Annotated in this window: 20 protein-coding genes; 10 read left to right on the forward strand and 10 right to left on the reverse strand. The window is 61.3% G+C overall.

Annotated features, from left to right (window positions below):
* Positions 1-136: 136 nt before the first annotated feature.
* The 9 genes from dusB (at position 137) to hflX (ending at position 12,744) form a co-directional block, all read left to right on the forward strand.
* Positions 137-1,138 carry a tRNA dihydrouridine synthase DusB gene (gene dusB / locus PAF17_RS00990; protein ID WP_271887210.1) on the forward strand — a complete coding sequence of 334 codons (1,002 nt, stop codon included), beginning with the start codon at positions 137-139 and terminating at the stop codon, positions 1,136-1,138.
* Positions 1,135-2,253, forward strand: a complete 1,119-nt coding sequence (locus tag PAF17_RS00995) for a two-component system sensor histidine kinase NtrB (protein WP_271887211.1) — start codon at positions 1,135-1,137, stop codon at positions 2,251-2,253. Before dusB ends, PAF17_RS00995 begins: the two co-directional genes overlap by 4 nt.
* Before the next feature lie 12 nt (positions 2,254-2,265).
* Positions 2,266-3,708 (forward strand): response regulator, encoded by a 1,443-nt coding sequence (locus tag PAF17_RS01000; protein ID WP_271887212.1) that lies wholly within the window; start codon positions 2,266-2,268, stop codon positions 3,706-3,708.
* 73 nt (positions 3,709-3,781) lie between these two features.
* Positions 3,782-6,049: a sensor histidine kinase NtrY-like gene (locus PAF17_RS01005; RefSeq protein ID WP_271887213.1), complete on the forward strand. Its 2,268-nt coding sequence runs from the start codon at positions 3,782-3,784 to the stop codon at positions 6,047-6,049.
* Complete coding sequence (gene ntrX / locus PAF17_RS01010) at positions 6,042-7,433, forward strand: nitrogen assimilation response regulator NtrX (protein ID WP_271887214.1); 1,392 nt, start codon at positions 6,042-6,044, stop codon at positions 7,431-7,433. Before PAF17_RS01005 ends, ntrX begins: the two co-directional genes overlap by 8 nt.
* Positions 7,434-8,037: 604 nt before the next feature.
* Complete coding sequence (gene trkA, locus PAF17_RS01015) at positions 8,038-9,414, forward strand: Trk system potassium transporter TrkA (RefSeq protein ID WP_271887215.1); 1,377 nt, start codon at positions 8,038-8,040, stop codon at positions 9,412-9,414.
* A 10-nt stretch (positions 9,415-9,424) separates the two neighbouring features.
* Positions 9,425-11,053: a potassium transporter TrkG gene (locus PAF17_RS01020; RefSeq protein WP_271887216.1), complete on the forward strand. Its 1,629-nt coding sequence runs from the start codon at positions 9,425-9,427 to the stop codon at positions 11,051-11,053.
* Positions 11,054-11,172: 119 nt separating this feature from the next.
* The gene (gene hfq / locus PAF17_RS01025; protein WP_020949330.1) at positions 11,173-11,406 is read left to right on the forward strand and encodes an RNA chaperone Hfq; all 234 of its coding nucleotides are present in this window, start codon (positions 11,173-11,175) and stop codon (positions 11,404-11,406) included.
* Entirely contained in the window at positions 11,407-12,744 is a 1,338-nt protein-coding gene (gene hflX, locus PAF17_RS01030; RefSeq protein ID WP_271887217.1) for a GTPase HflX, read from the forward strand. It abuts the gene before it with no gap.
* 39 nt (positions 12,745-12,783) lie between these two features.
* Here hflX and PAF17_RS01035 read toward each other — a convergent pair whose 3' ends face one another.
* The 10 genes from PAF17_RS01035 to PAF17_RS01080 form a co-directional block, all read right to left on the reverse strand.
* On the reverse strand, positions 12,784-13,698 hold the full coding sequence (locus tag PAF17_RS01035) for a carbohydrate kinase family protein (protein ID WP_271887218.1): 915 nt from the start codon (positions 13,696-13,698) through the stop codon (positions 12,784-12,786).
* A 75-nt stretch (positions 13,699-13,773) separates the two neighbouring features.
* Positions 13,774-15,003: a zinc ribbon domain-containing protein gene (locus PAF17_RS01040; protein ID WP_271887219.1), complete on the reverse strand. Its 1,230-nt coding sequence runs from the start codon at positions 15,001-15,003 to the stop codon at positions 13,774-13,776.
* 7 nt (positions 15,004-15,010) lie between these two features.
* A complete protein-coding gene (locus tag PAF17_RS01045) occupies positions 15,011-16,141 on the reverse strand; it encodes an SPFH domain-containing protein (protein ID WP_271887220.1) in 1,131 nt (376 codons plus the stop codon).
* Between the two features lie 84 nt (positions 16,142-16,225).
* Positions 16,226-17,065 carry an alpha/beta fold hydrolase gene (locus tag PAF17_RS01050; RefSeq protein ID WP_271887221.1) on the reverse strand — a complete coding sequence of 280 codons (840 nt, stop codon included), beginning with the start codon at positions 17,063-17,065 and terminating at the stop codon, positions 16,226-16,228.
* Positions 17,062-17,715, reverse strand: coding sequence for a haloacid dehalogenase type II (locus PAF17_RS01055; protein ID WP_271887222.1), 654 nt, complete (start codon positions 17,713-17,715; stop codon positions 17,062-17,064). Before PAF17_RS01055 ends, PAF17_RS01050 begins: the two co-directional genes overlap by 4 nt.
* Positions 17,712-18,500 carry an enoyl-ACP reductase FabI gene (locus PAF17_RS01060; RefSeq protein WP_271887223.1) on the reverse strand — a complete coding sequence of 263 codons (789 nt, stop codon included), beginning with the start codon at positions 18,498-18,500 and terminating at the stop codon, positions 17,712-17,714. The genes PAF17_RS01055 and PAF17_RS01060 overlap by 4 nt, the downstream gene beginning before the upstream one ends.
* A gap of 27 nt (positions 18,501-18,527) precedes the next feature.
* A complete protein-coding gene (gene fabB, locus PAF17_RS01065; protein ID WP_271887224.1) occupies positions 18,528-19,757 on the reverse strand; it encodes a beta-ketoacyl-ACP synthase I in 1,230 nt (409 codons plus the stop codon).
* Between the two features lie 20 nt (positions 19,758-19,777).
* Positions 19,778-20,287: a bifunctional 3-hydroxydecanoyl-ACP dehydratase/trans-2-decenoyl-ACP isomerase gene (fabA, locus tag PAF17_RS01070; RefSeq protein ID WP_271887225.1), complete on the reverse strand. Its 510-nt coding sequence runs from the start codon at positions 20,285-20,287 to the stop codon at positions 19,778-19,780.
* A 137-nt stretch (positions 20,288-20,424) separates the two neighbouring features.
* Positions 20,425-21,297, reverse strand: coding sequence for a glycosyltransferase family 2 protein (locus PAF17_RS01075; protein ID WP_271887226.1), 873 nt, complete (start codon positions 21,295-21,297; stop codon positions 20,425-20,427).
* The gene (locus PAF17_RS01080) at positions 21,294-21,974 is read right to left on the reverse strand and encodes a hypothetical protein (protein ID WP_271887227.1); all 681 of its coding nucleotides are present in this window, start codon (positions 21,972-21,974) and stop codon (positions 21,294-21,296) included. Before PAF17_RS01080 ends, PAF17_RS01075 begins: the two co-directional genes overlap by 4 nt.
* Positions 21,975-22,126: 152 nt before the next feature.
* On the opposite strand from PAF17_RS01080, the gene infC reads away from it, so the two are divergent.
* Positions 22,127-22,720, forward strand: coding sequence for a translation initiation factor IF-3 (gene infC, locus PAF17_RS01085; RefSeq protein WP_271887228.1), 594 nt, complete (start codon positions 22,127-22,129; stop codon positions 22,718-22,720).
* The last annotated feature ends 27 nt before the right edge of the window (positions 22,721-22,747 follow it).

Consider the following 22,747-nt stretch of genomic DNA (forward strand, 5'->3'; position numbering starts at 1 on the left):
TCGCCTGCAAGTTGTTTGCCCGTTTTCCGGGCGATGTGCTTATTATTTGTGCAGCGCAGTCTGCCTGCAAGAAAGGCAGCCAAATGGGGAACTGCCGCAGCTTGCGGCTGGCACCGCAAGAGGTGAGGAACAGGTTATGCAAACCCATGAACCAATCATCATCGGCAATACGCGTCTTGGAGCTCCGGTCTTTCTGGCGCCGATGGCGGGCATCACCGATCTGCCGTTCCGGCGGGCGGTTGCGCGCCACGGTGCCGGCCTGATGGTCAGCGAAATGGTTGCATCAAGCGAGATGGTGACGCCAAGGCCATCGACCAAGGCTGCGATACGGGCCAAGGCGCTGACCGAGGGCGATCTGCCCGTCAGCGTCCAGATCGCCGGGCGCGAAGCCGCCGCGATGGCCGAGACCGCCCGGATCGTCGAGGGCATGGGCGCAAGGATCATCGACATAAATATGGGATGTCCGGCCAAGAAGGTGACCGGAGGGCTGTCAGGTGCAGCGCTGATGCGCGATCTGGATCACGCCCTGTCATTGATTGATGCAGTGGTCGGCGCGGTTCAGGTCCCGGTCACGCTGAAAATGCGGTTGGGCTGGGATGATGCCAGCCGCAATGCCGCCGAACTGGCGCGTCGCGCCACCGATGCCGGGGTCAGGATGCTGACCGTTCATGGCCGGACCCGGGCGCAGTTTTACAAGGGCAATGCCGATTGGGACGCCATTCGCCTCGTGTCCGGGGTGTCTGGTCGCCCGCCGCTGGTGGCCAATGGTGATGTTGTCGATGCGCGCTCTGCCCGCGATGCCATGGCGGCATCCGGTGCCGAGGCGGTCATGGTTGGTCGGGGGGCGCAGGGGGCGCCCTGGCGGCTGGCGCAGATTGCGCATGAGCTGTGGGGGACGCCCGCACCCGTCGTTCCGAGAGGTGAGGATCTGGCGGATGCCGTCGAGGAACATTACGAGGATATTCTGGCCTTCTATGGCGTGGAACTGGGACTGCGCGTCGCACGCAAGCATCTTGGCTGGTATGCCGATGCGAATGACGCGCCGTTGCGGGCACAAATGCTGCGCGCCGACAGTGTTGCCGCGACTGTGTCGCTGATCCGTCAGGCCTTTGCCCACAGCGGCGAGGTCGCGGCATGACCTGCATCAAGGCCGAAGAACTGGGCTTGCCGTTGCCGGGCGCGGCCTGGAACAGCCTGCCTTTGCCAGCCTTGATGCTGGATGCCACCGGTCATGTGGTTGCCATGAACGATGCGGCCGAGGTCTGGTTGAACCTGTCGCGCAATTCGACGCTGGGCAAAAGCCTGGACGGTGATTCACTTGCCAAGCGGCTGCGCGTGCGCCCCTCGTTGCATCCCCTTGTGGCGCGGGTGTTGAACACTGACGAACCGCTGTATCAGGCCAATGTGCAATTCGAGATCGGCGATCGGGCAGGGGGGCACGAGGCCCGTCGCGCCGCCGTCCATGCCGGACCTGCGATTGATATGGATGGGGTGGTGTCGCTGTTGATGGTGCCCTCTGCCGATGATGGCCTGCGTTCGCAGAGCAGGGCGGTCCGTTCGGCGGCGCGCAGCGCGATTGGCATGGCGGAAATGCTGGCCCATGAAATCAAGAACCCTCTGGCGGGTATCCGGGGGGCGGCACAGTTGATGGCAATGAATGCCACGCCCGAAGATCGCGAGATGGCCGAAATGATCGTCAGCGAATCGCGTCGTATCGTTGCCTTGCTGGAACAGGTCGAACGGTTTGGTGATACATCGGCACCCCAGCTTGGGCCGGTGAATATCCATGACATCCTTGAAAAAGTGCGGCGTTCGGCCAGCGTCGGCTTTGCCCGAAATGTCGCCATTGTTCCCGACTACGACCCCTCACTTCCCCCGGCATTGGCGGATTCGGACCAGTTGACGCAGGTCTGTCTCAATCTGGTCAAGAATGCCGCCGAAGTCTTGGCGGATACGGATGGGGCGACGATCCGGTTGCACAGCTTTTATGATCATACGCTTCGGCTGCCCCCTGATGACATCGACCCGGCGGGGCGTTCCTTGCCCTTGCAGATCGTTGTTGAAGACAATGGGCCGGGGCTTCCGCCTGCGATTGCCGATCAGATCTTCGAGCCATTCGTTTCGGGCCGGGAAAACGGCACCGGGCTTGGGCTGGCGCTGGTCAGCAAGATCATCACCGATCACGGCGCGCTGATCCGCGTGGACAGCAGGCCCGGGCGCACCATCTTTCGTATTTCACTTCCAAAGGCATAAGGATCAAGGCACATGGACGGAACAGTTCTGATCGCCGATGACGACCGCACGATCCGCACCGTGCTGACGCAGGCATTGACCCGTGCGGGATGTCGCGTCCATGCCACGGGCAGTCTGGCCCAGTTGGAGAAATGGGTTGAAGAGGGGCGCGGCGATCTGGTCATTACCGATGTGATGATGCCCGACGGCAATGGCATCGACCAGATTCCGGCGATTCACCAGGCGCGGCCCGATCTGCCGGTGATCGTAATCTCGGCCCAGAATACCATCGTCACGGCCATTCGCGCGACCGAGGCTGATGCGTTCGAATACCTGCCCAAGCCGTTTGATCTGCCGGACCTCATGGCCAAGGCCAATCAGGCCTTGTCACGCCGGCCGCGCAAAAGCGATCAGGTTTCCGAGGTACCCGTGCCCAGTGCCGAAGGCGCGGACCCGGCGATGCCACTGATCGGTCATGCTCCGGCAATGCAGGCGCTGTTTCGAATGGTGGCGCGGGTTCTGAATGCGGATCTGCCGGTCCTGATCGCAGGTGAGGCGGGGGTGGGAAAATCCACCATCGCCCGTTCCTTTCATGAATTGTCCGACCGGCGTGACCGCGGGCTGGTTTTTCTGACCTCGGCTGATGCGGGTGAGAAATCGGTCATGCAGGCCACCGAAAAGGCCCGTGGCGGAACCATTGTGATCGAAAATCCCGCAGGGTTCGATACAGCGGCGCAGGCGCGCCTGATCGGTCTGATCGAAGCCATGGAAACAGGGGCCGACCGCGCCGAGGCGCCGCGCTTTGTGGCGACGACCGGACCCGATCCGCAGGCGGATGTGGCGTCGGGGCGGTTACGCTCGGATCTGTATTATCGGCTGGCCGGCATCACGATGGTGGTGCCTCCGCTGCGCGCGCGGGTCGATGACATCCTGCCCCTGGCATCGCATCTGTTGGCCCGTGCGTCGGCGCAGGGTCTGCCCGAGCGCAGCCTGTCGGACGAGGCGGCGGCATTGCTGCGCGCCCATCCGTTCCCCGGAAATGTGCGAGAGCTGGAAAACATGATGCGCCGGTTGGCCCTGACCGCAAGCGCGGCCGCCATTTCGGCCAGTGAGATGCGTGATGCGCTAAGCCAGCAGGGTGGCGGACGTGTGGCGGCGGTGACCTCATCCGCGATGGGCCTTGATGGCGTGTCCCCCGTTGCGGGGCATATGCCGGCAGATGATGGCCCCTTGGCGGATTCCGTCGAAGCGCATTTGCAGCGGTATTTCGATCTGCATGGCGATGCCCTGCCGCCTCCGGGACTGTATGACCGCATTCTGCGCGAGGTCGAGCGCCCGTTGCTGCAGGTCGCGTTGGATGCGACCGGCGGAAATCAGCTGCGATGCGCCGATTTGCTGGGAATTAATCGCAATACTTTGCGCAAAAAGCTGACAGAGTTGAATATCGAGGTGACACGGCGCCGCAAACTGATGTAAAACCGCCACAGAAGGCAGTGTCAGAGTCACGACACTGCAACAGACAAGCCGCGTCAGACGGCGAGTGGGGGAAATGGCAGAGTCCGCATCAGGGCTAAGCTGGGACAGGCTGGCCGGAATTCGATTGCCGCGACGTTGGCGCAGTTTCGCCAAATGGGGCGCGCTGATCATCGGGATCGTGCTTGTTGCGGCGACAATGTTCGTGCTGGGTCCGCTGAGCCACGGCATCCAAAGCCGTGTCCTGCGTGTGATCCTCATGCTGGATCTGCTGTATCTGATTACCTTGACGGGTGGGGTGATGGCGCGCATGGCGCGGTTGATCACGGCGCGGCGGCAATCTGCGGCCGGGTCGCGCTTGCATGCCCGTCTGGTGATGATCTTCGCCGGATTGGCATTGGTTCCCACCGTTCTGGTCGCGCTGTTTGCGGGCTTGCTGGTGAATATCGGGCTTGAGGGCTGGTTCTCGGATCGGGTCCAGCAGGTCGTCATGACCTCTCAGGCCGCGGCCGAGGCTTATCAGGCCGAACATCGTCAGGACCTGACCGAAGATGCAAGCGCCCTGGCCGGGGTGTTGACGCAGGCCGGCCGCGAAAGCCCGATGATCGAAGATGGCGAGATGCGCCAGTTGCTGGTTCAGGGACAGTCTCTGATTCAGCGTGGCCTGCGCGAAGCCTATATCATCAATGGTGCCGGTGAAATCCGCGCGCGCGGTGAGCGCAGCTATCTGTTCTGGTATGAGGAACCGACAAGTGATCAGCTGGACCGCGCGCAAGCCGAAGGTCTGATCCTTGTCGAGGATTGGAAAAACAACGAGTTTCGCGCACTTGTCGCGCTGCCGCCACTTGCGGACCGGTATCTCTATGTCACCCGCGACGTCGATGGCGATTTGCTGGGGCTGTTGGACGATACGCGGGCGACCGTGGGCGATTATCGTCAGCTGGAAGAAACCCGTGGTCAGGTGCTGTTCGAGTTTTCTCTGGTGTATCTGGGGTTTGCGTTGCTTCTGGTTGCGGCGGCCATCTGGCTGGGCCTGTGGTTTGCAAGCCGGCTGTCCCGTCCGATCGGCCAATTGGCCGAGGCCAGCGAACGCGTCGGCCATGGCGATCTGGACGTGCAGGTGCCCGAGCCGGACACCAACGACGAAATCCAGACCCTTGGCGCAAGTTTCAACCGCATGACCCGGCAGCTGAAGGCACAACGCGAAGAACTGGTCGAAAGCTATCGCATCAGTGACGGTCAACGGCGGCTTTTCGACAATGTGCTGTCCTCGGTGACGTCCGGCGTGATCGGACTGGATGCCGCCGGCGAAATTGATTTCGTGAACCGCTCGGCCACGCGCTTGCTGGGGCTGGATCCGAAAACCGATATTGATGCCCTGCTTGGCGAAGCTGTGCCGGAATTCGCGTCGCTGTTCGAACGCCTGTCCGGGTCGGTCGCTGAAACCGTTCAGGACGAGGTCAGGCTGTCGCGTGAAGGCAGGCTTGAAAGCCTGCTGGTGCGCATGGCCGTGCGGCGCGGGACGGATGGCGGCTTGGAAGGTTATGTGGTTGCCTTCGATGACGTAACCGAACTGGTCAGCGCCCAACGCCTGGCGGCCTGGGGGGATGTCGCACGCCGTGTGGCGCATGAAATCAAGAATCCGCTGACGCCGATCCAGCTGTCGGCCGAGCGTCTTCGCCGCAAATTCGCACCTTTGGCCGGGCCCGAGGAAAAGGCGTCTCTGGATCAGTATGTAGATGTGATCATTCGTCAAACCGGGGATCTGCGGCGGATCGTGGATGAATTCAGCCGTTTCGCGCGCATGCCGGAACCCGACCGCGCGGAAACCGATATGGCAGGGCTGCTGCGCGAGGTTGTCTTGTTGCAGCAGGATGCCCTCAAGGGGGCATTGCAATCCAGTATCCCGCAAGAACCTGTGATCGTGGATTGCGATCCGGGCATGTTGCGACAGGCCCTGACCAATCTGTTGAAGAACGCAGGCGAGGCGGTCGACGAACGTGCCGGGCAGATGGAAGACGGCTGGACGGGGCGGGTGATGGTGGAAATGGATGTCGAAAACGACACGGTCACGATCCGCATCATCGACAACGGTCCCGGCCTGCCGGCGGATCGTTCGCGCCTGTTCGAACCCTATGTCACGTTGAAATCACATGGCACCGGCCTCGGCCTGCCGATTGTCAAGAAGATCGTCGAGGAACATGGCGGCAGCCTTTCCCTGACGGACGCGCCCGACCGAGAGGGTGCGATGGCCGAAATACGCCTTCCCCGGGAGAGGCACCCGGTGCGGGGCACCCAGCGCAAGAGCAGACAAGAAAAACACGAGGCGGCAACACATGACTGATATTCTGATCGTAGATGACGAACGCGATATCCGCGAACTGATTGCTGACATCCTGAAGGATGAGGGCTTCGAAACGCGGTTGGCATCCAATTCGGACGAGGCGATTGATGCCCTGAACGAAAATGAACCGGCCCTGATGGTTCTGGATATCTGGCTCAAGGATAGCCGGATGGACGGGATCGATATTCTGAAACAGGTCAAGCGCAACAATCCCGACGTGCCGGTGATCATAATTTCCGGGCATGGCAATATCGAGATTGCGGTCGCTGCGATCCGTCAGGGTGCCTATGACTTTATCGAAAAGCCGTTCAATATCGATCAGTTGATGGTGGTGGTGAATCGGGCGATGGAAACCAGCCGTCTGCGCCGCGAAAACAGCACCCTGCGTCGGGGCGGCGAGCGTGCGACCGACATGCTGGGCCATTCGGTCGCGTTCAAGCGCCTGCGCGACAATCTGGACAAGGTGGCCAAGTCCAATGGACGTGTCATGCTGTCGGGTGAGCCGGGCGCCGGCAAGGAACTTGCGGCCCGTTATATCCACGCTCACAGCCCACGTGTGAACGCGCCGTTCGTCACGGTGCCCTGCGCCAGCATAGAACCAGAGCGCATGGAAGAGGTGCTGTTTGGCCGCGAAAGCCCCGAGCGCGGCGTTGAAAAAGGATTGCTGGAACAGGCCCATGGCGGGATCATCTATTTCGATGAGGTGGGGGATATGCCGCTGGGAACCCAGCCCAAGATACTGCGCGTTCTGACGGAACAGCAGTTCAGCCGGGCGGGAGGCACCGATCAGGTGCGGGTCGATCTGCGCGTCATTTCCTCGACCAATCGCGATCTGCCCAACGAGATCGCCGCGGGCAGGTTCCGGCAGGAACTGTATGACAGGCTGAATGTCGTGCCCGTCGCCGTACCGTCACTGGCCGATCGCCGGGACGATATGGCGCATCTGGCCAATCATTTCATCGAGCAGTTCCATTCCGCCCAGGGGTTGCCCATGCGCGACCTGCCCGAAGAAACCGTCGCGGCACTGCAATCGATGCGCTGGCCGGGCAATATTCGCCAGCTGCGCAACGTGATCGAGCGTGTCCTGATCCTGACCGAGGACAGTGGACCCATCCAGCCAACCGAGCTGGAACCCCAGGGCGCAACCCCGGACAACAGTGATGCGCTAAGCCTTGGCCCACAGATCACGGCGATGGCCTTGCGCGAAGCCCGCGAAATGTTCGAACGGGAATATCTGCTGGCCCAGATCAACCGTTTCAGCGGCAATATCAGCCGCACCGCCCAATTCGTCGGAATGGAGCGCAGCGCATTGCACCGTAAACTGAAATCGCTTGGCGTGGTCGGTGGGATGCGCAGCGAAGAAGAAATGGTCGCCGGAAAATAGCCGCTGCGCAGGTTCTGTCGCGTCGGCCCGGCGGTATGGCGGGGCCGCGCCAGATCTGATTGGCGTCAGGCGCTATATGTCAGGGGAACGTGGTCGGCGGGGTGCTGCCAGATCACCGTCGCCGACCACGCCCGATCCAGTCTGACCGAAGAGGGCGTTCGGGGAAACAAACACGATCCGAGGAAATGCAAGGCTGCGGGAGCAGACGAAACCTGAACCTTGCATCAATCGGGATACTCCATCTCCGTTTTTGTCATCTGGTTCGGTTCACATGGCCCGAAACCACGTCCGGGCCGCATGGCAAGCATTGCGTCTTGGCCGCGTATATGCGGCAACCGGAGCCAATGGGCAACCCGCAGCGTGGCAATTGCATGCAGCACGGGCAGGAACATGCCAAGCTTGACTGGCCGGTTATCTTCATCCGTTGTTAACTATAACGCGGGATCAGTTACCCTTTCAAGTGTTTCCGGGGTTGATATTCAATCGGGGGTTGCGAATCCGGGGCGCAGCAAATGGCGGCGGTGCAAGGGTGGTTGCACCATCACGCAAGGCGGCATAGGCAAAGAAGGACAGGTGGGCAACCGCCGTTTGCACGAGGGTTCGGATGAAGATCATCATCTGCGGAGCGGGGCAGGTCGGTTGGCAGATTGCCCGCCACCTGTCCGGAGAGCGTAACGATGTCACGATCATCGACAACAATGCCGAGCTGATCCGACGCGCGACAGATGCGCTGGACGTTCAGGGTGTCGCAGGATTTGCCAGCCATCCCGATGTGCTGGACAGCGCAGGTGCGCGGGACGCGGATCTGATCATTGCCGCAACGCATTCGGACGAAGTGAATATGGTGACCTGTCAGGTGGCCCATTCTGTCTTTCAGGTGTCGCGCAAGATCGCCCGGCTGCGCAGCACCGCCTATCTTGATGCGATCTATTCCGATCTGTATCGCACCGACCATTTGCCAATCGATGTCGTCATCAGCCCCGAGCGAGAGGTGGCCAAGGCCGCGTTGCAACGCCTGTCCGCGCCATCGACATTTGATGTCGAGACCTTCCTTGATGGACGTATCAGCCTGTTGGGCATTGTTCTGGAAGATGATTGCCCCGCATTGAACACCCCGCTGCGTCAGCTGAACGAGATTTTTTCCAGCCTGCGCGCCATCGTGGCCGGGGTGCGTCGTGGCGGACGCCTGTTTGCGCCAGATCCCGGCGATCAGCTGTTCGCGGGGGATCAGATATATGTGTTCTCGCACAGGGATGACGTTGCCCGAACCCTGGAAATCTTTGGCAAGCCGCCGCAGAAACAGGAACGGGTCGCGATCATCGGTGCCGGAAATGTCGGCCTTGCCGTTGCCCGCACGCTGGAGGCCCAGCCGGAACGGATCCGCGCCAAGCTGATCGAGCGTGACAGATCGCGTGCGGAATTCGCGGCCGATCACCTGGAACGCACCATCGTTTTGCACGGTGACGGGCTTTCGGCAGAGCTGCTGGAAGAAGCCGCTGTCCCAAGCGCAGACGCCGTTCTGGCCGTCACGGATGATGACAAGACCAACATTCTGGCGTCGGTCCGTGCCAAACAGGCCGGGGCGGGCATGGCGATCGCCCTGATCAACGATCCGACGCTGGTGCCCTTGATGGGCGCGTTGGATATTGATGCCTATATCAACCCGCGCGCCACGACCGTATCCACGATTCTGCGCCACATCCGCCACGGACGGGTGCGTGACATCTATTCCATCGGTGATGCCGAAGCCGAAGTGATGGAGGCGCAGGTTCTGTCGACCTCGCCCATGTCGGGGCGGGCAATACGCGACATCGAATTCCCCGAAGGTGTTCTGATCGGTGCGGTGCAAAAGGGTGATCGCGTGATCAAGCCGTCTTCGGATACCAGGATCGAGGAAGGTGATATCGTTCTGATCTTCGCCCTGACCAAAGACGTGCCAGAGGTCGAGCGCCTCTTGCAGGTCTCGATCGACTTTTTCTGAGGCGCAGGCCATGTCCGTCCTGCTGCGTCTGCCCCTGTTCATCCAGCTTTGCATTTTGGTCGGGCTGTCGATGTTGATCCCGGCGTCCTATGCGTCGGTGACAGATCACGACGCCATTGCCCGCAATTTTTTCTATGCGTCCCTGCTGGTCTTGGTGCTGGCGGGGCTGGTCGGGCTGGCCACAGCGGCAAATCCGCAGGGGCGGCGCGCGCGGGATACGTTGCTCAGCATGTTGGCCACGATGGTTCTCTTGCCGGTCATTCTGGCCTTTCCCTTTGCGGAAAGCCTGCCAGACACCGGCATGTTCAATGCCTGGTGGGAAATGGTTTCTTCGCTGACCACGACCGGGGCGTCGCTGTATTCCGCGGATTTGTTGCCTGCCCCTCTGCATCTTTGGCGCGCTCTGGTGGGCTGGATGGGGGGATTCTTCATGCTGGCGGCGGCCGTCGCGATCCTGGCCCCTTTGCGGGTTGGCGGCTTCGAGTTGATGGCGTCCCCCTATGGCCGCAGCGAACAATTCGAAAGACTGCCCGAATCCTCGGACCCGCGAGAGCCGCAACCGCATCTGTCCTCGCCTGAATTTCACACCCGTTTGAACGATCCGTCATTTCGGCTGTTGCGTTCGGCGCGAGCGGTGTTCCCGGTTTATGCGGGGTTGACCCTGTTGATCTGGCTTGGGCTGTTGTTGTTGGGCGATGAATCCCTGATCGCGCTGTGTCGTGCAATGGGAACGCTGGCGACCAGTGGCATCGCACCCGATCTGGGTGCCGCCCAGGAAAAGGCGGGCTGGTCGGGAGAGGTGTTGATATTCCTGTTCATGATCCCCGCCCTGTCACGACGTTTCTGGCCCGGCGGCCGAGAGTTGAGGGCCACCGAGAGGCTGCGCGACGATCCTGAACTGCGCATGGCGGCCGGGTTGGTCGTGGTGGTGACGGCCATTCTGTTCCTGCGCCATTTCCTGGGGGCGATTGAATCGAATACCGGGGAAGGGGCCGGGATTCTTGCAATGTCCGGTGCAGCCAAGGCGCTGTCGGCGTTTTGGGGCGGCATGTTCAATACGCTCAGCTACCTGACGACAACCGGCTGGAACTCGGTTGACTGGCAGGGCGCACGGGCCTGGTCGGGCCTGACCTCGCCGGGGTTGATCCTTGCAGGGCTGGCCATGATGGGGGGCGGCGTTGCCACCACGGCCGGCGGGGTCAAGCTGCTGCGGGTCTATGCCCTTGCGCGCCACGGCGAACGTGAAATGGAAAAGATCATCCATCCCAACTCGATTTCGGGCGGAGGGCGGATTGCACGGCGTCTGCGGCGCGAAGGTGCATATCTTGCGTTCATTTTCTTCATGCTGTTCGCCTGTTCGATCGGCACGACCGTCGCCCTAGTGTCTATACAGCAGATCGAATTCGATACCGCCACGATCCTTTCAATTGCCGCGCTGACAAATACCGGGCCGCTTGCAGGCGCCATTCCCCTGACACCGGCCTTTGACGCAACGGCGGGTGTTGCCTCGGCCCCGTGGGAAGGGTGGTCGGGCCTGCCGTCCTTCACCAAGCTGGTTCTTGCGGGCGCGATGATCGTGGGACGGCTGGAAACCTTGGCAATCCTTGCATTGTTTTCGCCTGATTTCTGGCGCAAGTAAGCCCGTTTGGCGCGCTGGCTGGCATGGCGGCGATTGTCGGTTTGTCTTGCTTGCAAGGACTGCGGCAAGGCCTTACATGTGAATCGGACCGGACAGTGCAAATAATGGAAAGAAAAAAGATGGCTGGCGATAAACAAAACCTTCAGGACGCCTTTCTCAATCATGTCCGCAAGGCAAAGGTGCCGGTTACGATTTTTCTGATCAATGGCGTGAAATTGCAGGGTGTCATTACGTGGTTCGACAATTTCTGCGTCTTGCTGCGTCGTGACGGTCAGTCGCAACTGGTGTACAAACACGCGATCAGCACCATCATGCCGGGACAGCCGATTTCGCTTTACGAAGGCGAGGATTGATTGGCCGAGCCCACTTCGACCGAGGCCCTGCCGACCCGCGCCTATGTCATTCATCCGGATCTGGGCCATGCGCGCAGTCAAAGGCGCGCGCCTGAACACGCCTTGGCCGAAGCCGTGGCGTTGGCTCATGCCCTGCCGGGGATCGAAATTGTCGGGGAAGAGGTTGCCCGTCTGCGTGACCCCAATCCGGGCATGTTGTTTGGCAAGGGCAAACTGGCTGAGATCAAGGGACGTCTGGCATCGGTCGATGCCGAACTGGTCTTGATCGACGGCCCGGTGACGCCCGTCCAGCAGCGCAATCTGGAAAAGGAATGGGGCGTCAAGCTGCTGGACCGAACCGGGCTGATCCTTGAAATTTTCGCCGATCGCGCGCGCACGCGCGAGGGGGTGTTGCAGGTCGAACTTGCCGCGCTGTCCTATCAGCGGACGCGTTTGGTGCGCGCCTGGACCCACCTTGAACGTCAACGCGGCGGGCTTGGATTTGTTGGCGGGCCGGGGGAAACCCAGATCGAGGCCGACCGCCGTGCCATTGACGAACAGATGACCCGTCTGCGTCGCCAGTTGGAGCGTGTGGTCAAGACCCGATCCCTGCACCGCGCGGCACGTGCCAAGGTTCCCTATCCCATCGTCGCGCTGGTCGGATACACCAATGCCGGCAAGTCGACTTTGTTCAATCGCCTGACCGGCGCCGAGGTCATGGCCAAGGATATGCTTTTTGCCACGCTGGACCCGACAATGCGGGCGATCCGCCTGCCGGATGCCGCTGGCGGTGGTTCCGGGCGCAAGATCATCCTGTCCGATACCGTGGGTTTCATCAGCGATTTGCCGACCGAACTGGTCGCCGCGTTTCGTGCGACCCTGGAAGAAGTGCTGGAGGCTGACCTGATCCTGCATGTCCGCGACATCAGCCACCCGGAAACCGAAGAGCAGGCTGGCGATGTCGCCGATATTCTGGAAAGCCTGGGTGTCGATGAAGACGTCGAACTGATCGAGGTTTGGAACAAGATCGACGCGCTGTCAGCGGACACGCGTGAAGCCCTGCGTCGGACCGACGCGCGGACCGAAGGCGTTCAGGCGGTCAGCGCCCTCAGTGGCGAAGGGCTGGATGATCTGATCGCGGCCATTGACACCCATCTGGCCAATGCGCTGGATGAACCACGCGAAGCCGCAACGTTGATCCTGCCGTTCAGCGATGGCCGGCGTCGTGCTTGGCTGCATGAGGCGGGCGTTGTTGAACATGAAGAGGCTGGAGAAAACGGGCTGACGCTGCAATTGCGCTGGACTGCCCGCCAGAAAGGCGCATTCGACGCGCTGGAAAACCTGCCCGACGACAGCTGAGCTGGGCGGGCAGGTTTTGATGGTGCCTTTGGGTAGGGTCTAGTGACCGGGCATCTCGTGTTGCCAGGGCGGGTTCGCCCCGGCGCGCGACACGGTGATCGCCGCTGCCTGCGCCCCCAGCGTCAGCGCTGCCTTGATTGCCGGTGCGGTGATTTGCGCCAGCCCGTCTTTGCCAAGCACTCCCTGCCGGCGCAGGCTTGCCAGAACGCCGGCATTGAACGTGTCGCCCGCACCGATCGTGTCAACGACGGTTGTGCGAATGGCAGGCGCGGTCACCGTTTCCCCCGACCAATAGGCATGCGCGCCTGCGGCCCCCCCGGTTTGCAGCACGATTTTCGGTCCCAGTGCCAATACCTTTCGCGCAGCCTCTTGTGCATCGAGGCCCGGATAAAGCCATGCCAGATCGTCACTGGACAGCTTGACGATGTCGCATTGGGGAATGATGCGGTTCAGGCGGTCGCGAAATGCCCCCTCGTCCTGAATGAAGAACGGGCGGATATTGGGGTCCAGAACAACCGGTAATCTGGAATGGTTCTGTGCGATCAGGCTTTCGATGGCGCCGCCGCAGGGGTCGGGCACAAGGCTGATGCCGCCGGCAAAAATCGCGCTGATATTGTCGGGCAGGGCAGGAATGTCCTGAACCGACAGCATCCGACCTGCCGAACCTTCGTCATAGAAAGAATAGACCGCCTCGCCATTGTCCAGCGTGACCAGTGCCAATGTCGTCAACCGGTCCGAGCGCGGGCAAAGATCCAGATTGACCCCGGCTTCATTCAGCGGCGCAAGCAACATCTCGCCAAAAGGATCGCGGCTGATGGGCCACAGATAGGCGACATCCTCGCCCAAGCGGCCCGCAGCAATCGTGGTATTGTAAACCGCTCCCCCGGCCAGTGGGCGAAATGTGCCATGTTCAGGCACCATATCGATCAGTGATTCACCCGCACACAGGATCATATCGTCCCCCCTTGAGTTGCTTTCTGACGGCGTGGCCGGAATGCTTGGCCACCGAATCCGCGGAATTGCGCTGCTTTACTGCACATAGCCGCCCGCTTCGGCAAAATAAAGAAAAACTGCTAGCGCTATCAGTCCGGCGAGCACCGCTGCTGCGATCTTCCAGATCGACCAGGGGCGTTCGCCATGGACGCGGCCAGTCTGGGCATTGACAAGGAACCGATAGCTCTTGCCGTTGTATTTATAGGCCGCACTCCAGATTGGCAGAAGAACATGTTTGAAGGTTTCGGCGCTGTGATCAGTATGGATATGCCGGATCCTCTGTTCATCGCCGCCAATGTCGCGGCGCACATCGTTTGCGATAACCGATGCCATTTCCTGGCGCGCGGTCGCATGACCATCGGACAGGGCCACGGTATAGCCCTCGGCCTCGAATCCGGCCAGATAGTCAGGGCGATAGGGGCGCAAATGCGAAAGGTCCCAGGGCGTCAGCCCATCGGTGAACCGGCGCGGCAGCGAGGTGGCAGCCAGAACCAGCACGTCGTTGAAATCGCGTCGGACGCGACCGTGCACCGCCCGCCAGCGAATGCGCCGGACCTGTTTCGCGACCCGCTGACGCCGTCCGTTGACCTCTTGCGTGACATGGACCGTTTCATAATAGGCATCACCGCGTTCGCCCCGGTATTCCGATCGTGTGCTGGCGTCAAATGTCCAATAAGGTGAATAGACACCCCGCATCCGTCGCCCCCGCCGCGCATAGGCCAGCAGACCCGAAGGCGCGAACCACAGCCGCCCCAACCAGTCTTCCATCGCCTTGCGCGCCTGATCCTCGTTGAGGATGAAGGGCAGCACCCCCTGAGGTTTGATTTGCCGCGATGCGCCCGTATCAGTCACCACCGCCGTGGCGCAGAAAGGGCAGGCGCTGGCATGAACCTCTGCCGTGATGTCGATCTTCGCTCCGCAATTGGGGCAGGACAATGTTCGCACTTCATGCGCAAGTTCGGTCGCGGCATCGATCCTCAGGCCGCGCTCCAGGGGGATTTCGACCAGTTCGGGCGCCTTGTGCCCGGCGTCCCATTGCAGAGCGCGATCGGCATTGACCTTGGGCGCGTCCGAGATCCGATCGGTGTTCCCACCGACTTTTCCTCCGTCATCGCGCTGCCGGGCCGGCGCGCGGCCTGGCCCGGTGCCAATCCGTTGCTCGTGCCCGCAATAGTCGCAGATCAGTTGTTGTTGTCCGGGCTGGAAACGCAGACTGGCCCCGCAATTGTCGCAGGGATAGCGAAATTCGCTGACCTGAGGAGGCATCTGTTGATCAGCCCGGCAATGGTGGCGGCATCATGGTGAACAATTGCGCCAGCTCGGGGACGTCATCGGCGGCCAGCCAGCCAACCTGACCTGGTGCCCAAACAAGCGTTTCGCGGGTAAAGCTGCCCTGCGCTGCCAACCGACCCAGATGGCCGCGCCCGAACGGGCCTTCGGCCTTTCCGTCCTGCGCAACATGCCACACAGTCTCGACCTGCTTGCCGGGCAGGGGCGGCGGGGCCATGCCATGTTGTGCCGCGGCTGGCTGGGGTTGGGGTTGGGGGGTGCCCCAAGGTCCGGGCCTAGCCATTCCCATGCCCATGGCCGCACCCATCGCGGCCCCCATGCCCGCCCCGGCGCCGCCGGGATTCTGGCTGGCATTCAGCATCGCCTCGCTGGCCGCATATTGGCCAAAGCGGTCAAGGTCCCCGATGATTCCCATGGAGGTGCGCTTGTCCAGCATTTGCTCGACCGCATCGGGCAGGCTGATGTTTTCGATATAGAATTCGGGGATCGAGATCCCATAGGCCGCAATGACCGGCTCGATCGCCTTGGCCACCATCTTGCCAAGCTGATCCGTGTTCGCAGCCATGTCCAAAACCGGGATGCCTGATCCTGCGATCATGCGCGAAAATTCTTGCACGATCACGTTGCGGATCTGAAAGCTGATCTCGTCGCTGGTAAATTCGCCGTCGGTTCCCACGATTTCGGCCATGAAACGCGCCGGATCGCTGACGCGCATCGAATAGGTTCCAAAGGCGCGCAGGCGCACCGGGCCGAATTCAGGATCGCGTGCGATGACGGGGTTTTTCGTGCCCCATTTCTGATTGTTGAACCGCGTCGTGTTGACGTAATAGATCTCGGATTTGAACGGGCTGCGGAAACCGTGGTCCCAATGCTGCAGTCGCGTCAGGATCGGCAGGTTGTTCGTTTCGAGAAGATAGAGACCGGGTCCGAAAACATCGGCCAGCTGCCCCTCGTGAACGAACACGGCGGCCTGACCCTCGCGCACGGTCAGCTTGGCACCATATTTGATGGCATGTCCGACGGTATCATAGCGCCAGACCATCGTATCGCGGGTGTCATCCGTCCATTCGATGACTTCGATGAACTCGCCACCGAAAATGTCGAAGATGCTCATCGGGATGCCTTTCGTGTGACCTGTTCTGCCTGCGGACCATTCACCGGATTGCCGACGGGCTTGTCAATCATCTGCCCAAGGTTCTCAGCCTTGATAGGCGGTTTGGCAAAGGTCAAGCCATCGCGCGATCACGTCCCGAGAGGCGGGTTCATCCAGCCAGGGCACATGGGCGCGGTCGGGAACTTCGGCATAGACAAGATCGTTTCGGCGGCGCTGCATTTCTGCGGCCACTTCTGCGGATAGCAGGTCGGAATTCGCGCCGCGGATCAACGCCACCGAAAGGTCCGCGGTCGCATCCCAAAGTGGCCATAGATCGGGCATTTCGCCCTTGAATGCGTCGAGAAAGGCCTGCCGCAGATCGGGATCGTAGCGCAGTTTCAACCCTTCTGGCGTTTCCAGATAGTGTTTTTCGACATCTGCGCGCCAGCGCCCTTCGGGCACATTGGCAAAGCCGGGCATCACGACGGGCAGGCGTTCGGCCAATGCGTCATAGCCGAAAAGCGCGGGGCTGCGTCCGACATAATCGAAAATGCGCTGCAAACCGCTTTGTTCGATCACCGGGCCCACATCGTTCAGGCACAGCCCGAGCATGCGGTCATGGGCAGTGGCGGCCAGCAACAATCCGATCAGCCCACCGCGTGAGGTGCCAAGGATCGCGGCGCGTTTCACCCCCAGGTGATCCAGCAGTTCGACAGCATCCTTGCCTTCCTGCGGTACGGTATAGGTTGCCGCGCCCGTGTGGTCCGATTGCCCGCGCCCCCGGTAATCCATGCGGATCATGCGCACGCCGCCGAGTTGGGGCGCAACATAGTCGAAATCGGACATGTTGCGGGTCAGGCCCGCCAGGCACAGGACAGGCATGCCCGTGCCTTGATCCGAATATGCCAGCCTTGCGCCATCACTGGCCGTGAAGAACCCGGTCACGTCAGCAGCCCCTGCAGGTCGGAAAGAATATGGCGCGGAGCCCGGGGCAGGCGATCCACGGGCAAGCCGGCGCGGTTGACCCAGTGCGTCTCAAAGCCAAACCGCGTGGCGCCATAGATGTCCCAGCCATTGGAAGAGACAAACCTGACCTCTGATGGCGCGCAGTCGAAATGATCGGTCACGATGCGATAGCTTTCGCTTGCGGGTTTGAAGCGGCCGGTTGTCTCGACCGAAAGCAAGGCATCAAGACAGTTTCCCAGATCGGCGCTTTGCGTTGCATCGATCAGCATTTGCGGCGAGCCGTTCGAAAAGATCGCTGTCCGCGCCCCTTTTGCGCGCAGATCATCCAGCACGCCGGGCACCTCGGGGTAGGCAGGAAGGTGGCGATACAGATCCAGCAGCCGGGCGGCCTGATCTGCGGTTGCGCCATGGCGTTCCACCGACCAATCCAGAGCTTCTGCCGTGACCTGCCAGAAATCGACATGATCGCCGGTGATGGCGCGCAACCAGCTGTATTCAAGCTGTTTGCGCCGCCAATCAGCTGACAACCCGGCCCAGATGTCCTGCAGGGACGGGTCCGATTGCGCGGCGATACGCGCGGCACCGTCTACATCGAACAGGGTGCCATATGCATCGAAGACATAGATCATAGGTTTTCGCTTTGGGGCATGCCCAGCACGTGATACCCACCATCCACGGTCACGATTTCCCCGGTGGTGCAGGCCGCCCAATCTGACAGCATCCAGACCGCCGTGCCTCCGATGGCCTCGAGCGTGGCATTGGCACGCATCGGCGCATTCGCCTCGGTATGCCGGAAGGTCTTGCGCGCGCCACCGATCGCGGCGCCCGCCAGCGTTTTCATCGGACCGGGGCTGATGGCGTTGACGCGGATACCGTCCGGACCCAGATCATTGGACAGATACCTGACCGATGCTTCCAGTGCCGCCTTGGCAACGCCCATGACGTTGTAGAACGGTGTCACGCGGTTCGAGCCGCCATAGGTCAGCGTGATGATCGATCCGCCATCCGACATCAGCGGATGGGCGCGACGCGCAACCTCGATCAGCGAATAGCAGCTGATTTCGAGGCTGTGCTTGAAATTGGCCCGGCTGGTATTCATGAACCGGCCGGTCAATTCGTCCTTGTTGGAAAAGGCGATCGCATGGATCAGAAAGTCCAGCTTGCCCCAGCGCTCGGCGATCTGTTCGAAAGCGGCGTCCAACGAGCTGTCGTCGGTCACATCGACATCCAGCAGGAAATCCGACCCGGCCGCCGCCGCAAGGGGTGCGACGCGTTTTCCAAACGCCTCGCCCTGATGGCTGAATGCCAGTTCGGCACCTTCGGCCGCGGCGGCCTTGGCAATTCCCCACGCGATGGACCGCTCATTGGCGACCCCCATCACAAGCCCGCGCTTGCCTTTCAGAAGATCGCCCATGATCCGTCCTTCTCGTCGTTTCTTGTTTTATTCCAGGTATTTGGACATCAGGAGAGAGGCATTGGTGCCGCCGAAGCCGAAGCTGTTTGACAGAACCGAATCCAGCCCCGCGTTGTCCACCCGGGTGGTTGCAATTTCGCCCGCATTGATCTCGGGGTCCAGTGTCTCGACATTTGCAGATGCTGCAATGAAGTCATTTTGCAACATCAACAGCGAATAGATCGCCTCATGCACACCGGTCGCGCCAAGGCTATGGCCTGTCAGCGATTTGGTCGAGCTGACCGGCGGTGTCGCACCTTCGCCAAAGATACGGCGGATCGCCTTGATCTCGCCGATATCGCCGACCGGGGTCGAGGTGCCATGCGCGTTGATATAGCTGACCTTGCGGCCGTCGGGCAGGGTGTCGACGGCCAGGCGCATCGAACGCTCGCCGCCCTCGCCCGAAGGGGCAACCATGTCATAGCCGTCGCTGGTCGCGCCATAGCCGGTGACTTCGGCATAGATCTTGGCGCCGCGCGCCTTGGCATGTTCCAGTTCTTCCAGAACGACCACACCACCGCCGCCTGCGATCACGAAACCGTCGCGGGTTGCGTCATAGGGGCGCGAAGCTGTTTCGGGCGTATCGTTGTATTTCGATGACATCGCGCCCATCGCGTCGAACAGGCAGGACAGGGTCCAGTCCAGTTCCTCGCCGCCGCCGGCAAACACGATGTCCTGCTTGCCCATCTGGATCTGTTCCACGCCATTGCCGATGCAATGCGCGCTGGTCGAACAGGCCGAGGTGATTGAGTAGTTGACGCCCTTGATCTTGAACGGGGTCGCAAGGCAGGCTGAGTTCGTCGATGACATGCAGCGGGTGACCATGAACGGGCCCATCCGCTTTGGGGCACCCTTTTCGATCACGATCTGATGCGCATCGAAAAAGTTAGAGGTCGACGGCCCGCCCGAACCCATGATCAGGCCGCTGCGGGGGTTCGAGACATCACTGTCTTCCAGTCCGCTATCCTTGATCGCCTGTTCCATGGCGATGAAGTTATAGGCCGCGCCGGGGCCCATGAAGCGCAAATTGCGCTTGTCGATATGGTCTTCCAGAACGATCTGGGGCATGCCGTGCACGCGGCTGCGAAAGCCGTGTTCGGCATATTCGGGCGCGGCGACAATGCCCGAACGCCCGTTGCGCAAGCTTTCAGTGACCTCAGCGGCGTTATTGCCGATGGGGGAAACGATACCTAGCCCGGTAATGACGACGCGTCGCATGGGGGCCTCCTCTTGAATGATCAGCTGGTCGACAGGGCGACTTTCATGTCCTTGACCTGGTAGATGGTTTCGCCATCCGCTTCGACGCGTCCATCGGCAACCCCCATCGTCAGGCGGCGGGTCTGCACGGCCTTGGTGAAATCGACGTAATAACGCAACATCTTGCGGTCGGGGCGGACCATGCCGGTCAGCTTGACCTCGCCCACGCCAAGCGCATAGCCGCGGCCTTCCCAGCCGCGCCAGCCAAGATTGAAACCGGTCAGCTGCCACAGGCCGTCAAGGCCCAGACAGCCGGGCATGATCGGGTTGCCCGGGAAATGGCAGCCAAAGAACCACAGGTCGGGATTGATGTCGAATTCCGCGACGACATGACCCTTGCCATGTTCACCACGATCCTCGGAAATATCGGTGATCCGGTCCATCATCAGCATGGGCGGTTCGGGCAGCTGGGCATTGCCCTGTCCAAACAACTCGCCCCGCGCACAGGCAAGCAGATCGTCGCGGTCAAAGCGGGTTTGGGACATTGCCATGCATCAAGCCTTTCATCTGGCGTCACCCCAAAATGGGGGTCATCGTGAAATTCACAAGTTTGACGTCTCGTGTATCACTCGCAGCGAAGCCGGTGCAAGTCAAAGCGGTTTACCATGATCGCGGTTGCCGCGCGGGGTCAGAACCACTGCCCGGGCTCCATCAGCCCCAGGTCCATCAGCTGCTGGGAGTTCCATTCAAAGCGGTAAGAGTTGCGCCAGGTGAAACCCGTGATGTCATCGCGCGACCCGGGATTGCTTGCCAGTGCCTTGGCCACGCGGAATGATGCGATCGCCGCGGTCAGGTTGTGATGCCAGGGACAGGAATAGGTATTGTATTCCTCGATGTTGAAGCGGTGGTCAGATGTGATGCGCAGATCCTTTCTGGCGCGGAAAAGCGCAATCCTGTCGATGCGCCGCCGGTCCCGGGGCAGATATTCCTCAAAGCGCCAGCGCAACCCGCCGTGGAAATCCAGTTGCCTTTCCTTGACATGTCCATGTGCGTCCTTGCGTCCCAGCGCGTAATACCCGCTGCGGTCGAACATCGCGTCATCGAGGCAGACCGCATTGGGATGCGCAGCCAGATCGGACGCGTAGAGATCGATTACATAGGTCAGCATCGCGGGCCGGCGTTCTTCGGTGTGAAATGCCAGCATTTCCCCGATGCGGCGGCTTTCCGAGAATGGAAAGAACAGGAATTCCGCGTTGAAGCCGTAATAGAGCCAGGTTCCATCGGGCACCGCTGCGATCACGGCATTTACCGCGTCGACATGGGCGGCGGGCCGGCGGGTGTTCCAGATCAGGTTCGTGATCCTGCCATCAGCCTGTTGCGGCAGGTCGATCGGTTCCGGCGACAATGCCAGAATATGGTGAAAGCCCGCGTCCAGATGATGGGTCAGCGTGTCTGCGACAACAGCGTCATCTTCGACGAAGATGATTGCCACGGGGCCGCGCTGAATCGCGGCGGGCTTGCGGCCAAGAAACGACTGCAGGGCAGGCACCGGTGGGTTCATTTCATGACCGCCTTGACCTGATCCAGCGCCGCGCGCAGCAGGTCGGGATTGGCGGCGGCCGTATCGACCAGTCGCTGCAAGGTCGCCTTCTGCACATCCGAGATTGCGGCGCCCTGAATGATCTTTGAAACCTGTTCGGCGTCGAACCCTTCGGGCGTCAGCAGGGTTTCGATTCTGGCCGCAACAGCGGTCGCATCGGCAGCCACGGCGGCGGCTTCGGCCGCATCTTCGGCGGCTTCGCTGGCCCGTTCCGCGCTGACCTGATCGCCCTGATCGTTTTCAGGTGCAGCGGCGTCCGCCGCGCGATCGGCGGCCGCAATTGCGGCCTCGGCTGCGGCCTCGGCTTCGGTGGCCGCACGGTCTGCCGGTGCGATGCCGCTGTCTTCCGATGCGCGCACGGCCTCGGCCGCGGCGTCGGCGGCAATGGCTGCCGCATCCGCCGCGGCATCCGCTGCGGTTTCGGCCTGTTCGTCGGGCTCGTCGGGGGGGGCGGCAGATTGGGCGGTATCTTGCGTTGCTGCGGCGGTTGCCTGCGCCAGTTCCGCAGCTTCGCCCGCCGGGGTGTCGGGCAGGGTGGAAACGGCTTGCTCTTCCGGGGATGCATCGCGTTGGTCGGTCCACCACCACGTCCCGGCCGCTGCCACCAGAATCACGATAAGAATAGAAAGCTTGCGCATGATTTGGTCATCCTTCCAGATGCGTTTCCGCCGACGCGGGTTGCGTTATGGCACAGGCATGAAACGCCCGAAAGCCGCAGTCGGTCCAGATATCGGCGCAAAACCTGCCAAAAGCGGGTGCGCGGCGCTGTTATTCGGTTGAAACGCGCGGTTTGCGGGACTATTTTCCCCTCCATTCAAGCCATGGCCATATAAGGAGCAACGCCATAGCCCGTCGACCGCATAATGCACCGCCCACCCGTGACACCGGCCCTCGCGTCAATGAACGCATTCGTGTCGCCGAAATCCGCCTGATCGGCCCCGATGGAGAAAATGTCGGCGTCGTGCCGCCCTCGGTCGGCCTTGAGATGGCAAGGGATTCCGGGTTGGATCTGGTCGAAATTTCGCCGAACGCGACTCCGCCGGTCTGCAAGGTCATGGACCTTGGCAAGTTCAAGTATGAACAACAGAAACGTGAAGCCGAGGCCCGTAAGAAACAGAAAATCATCGAGATCAAGGAAGTCAAGTTCCGCCCCGGAACCGACACCCATGACTATGATGTGAAAATGCGCAACGTGATGAAATTCCTCGATGCGGGTGACAAGGTGAAGGTAACCTTGCGCTTTCGCGGGCGGGAAATGGCGCACCAGGATCTTGGGCTTGAACTGCTCAACCGTGTGCGGGACGATGTCGGCGAGGCCGGCAAGGTCGAGGCCATGCCAAAGATGGAAGGTCGCCAGATGATCATGATGATCGCGCCGCGCTGAGCGACCGGTGACAGCAGGATGAAAACG

The organism is Paracoccus onchidii, from assembly GCF_028294535.1.
Classification (GTDB): Bacteria; Pseudomonadota; Alphaproteobacteria; order Rhodobacterales; family Rhodobacteraceae; genus Paracoccus; species Paracoccus onchidii.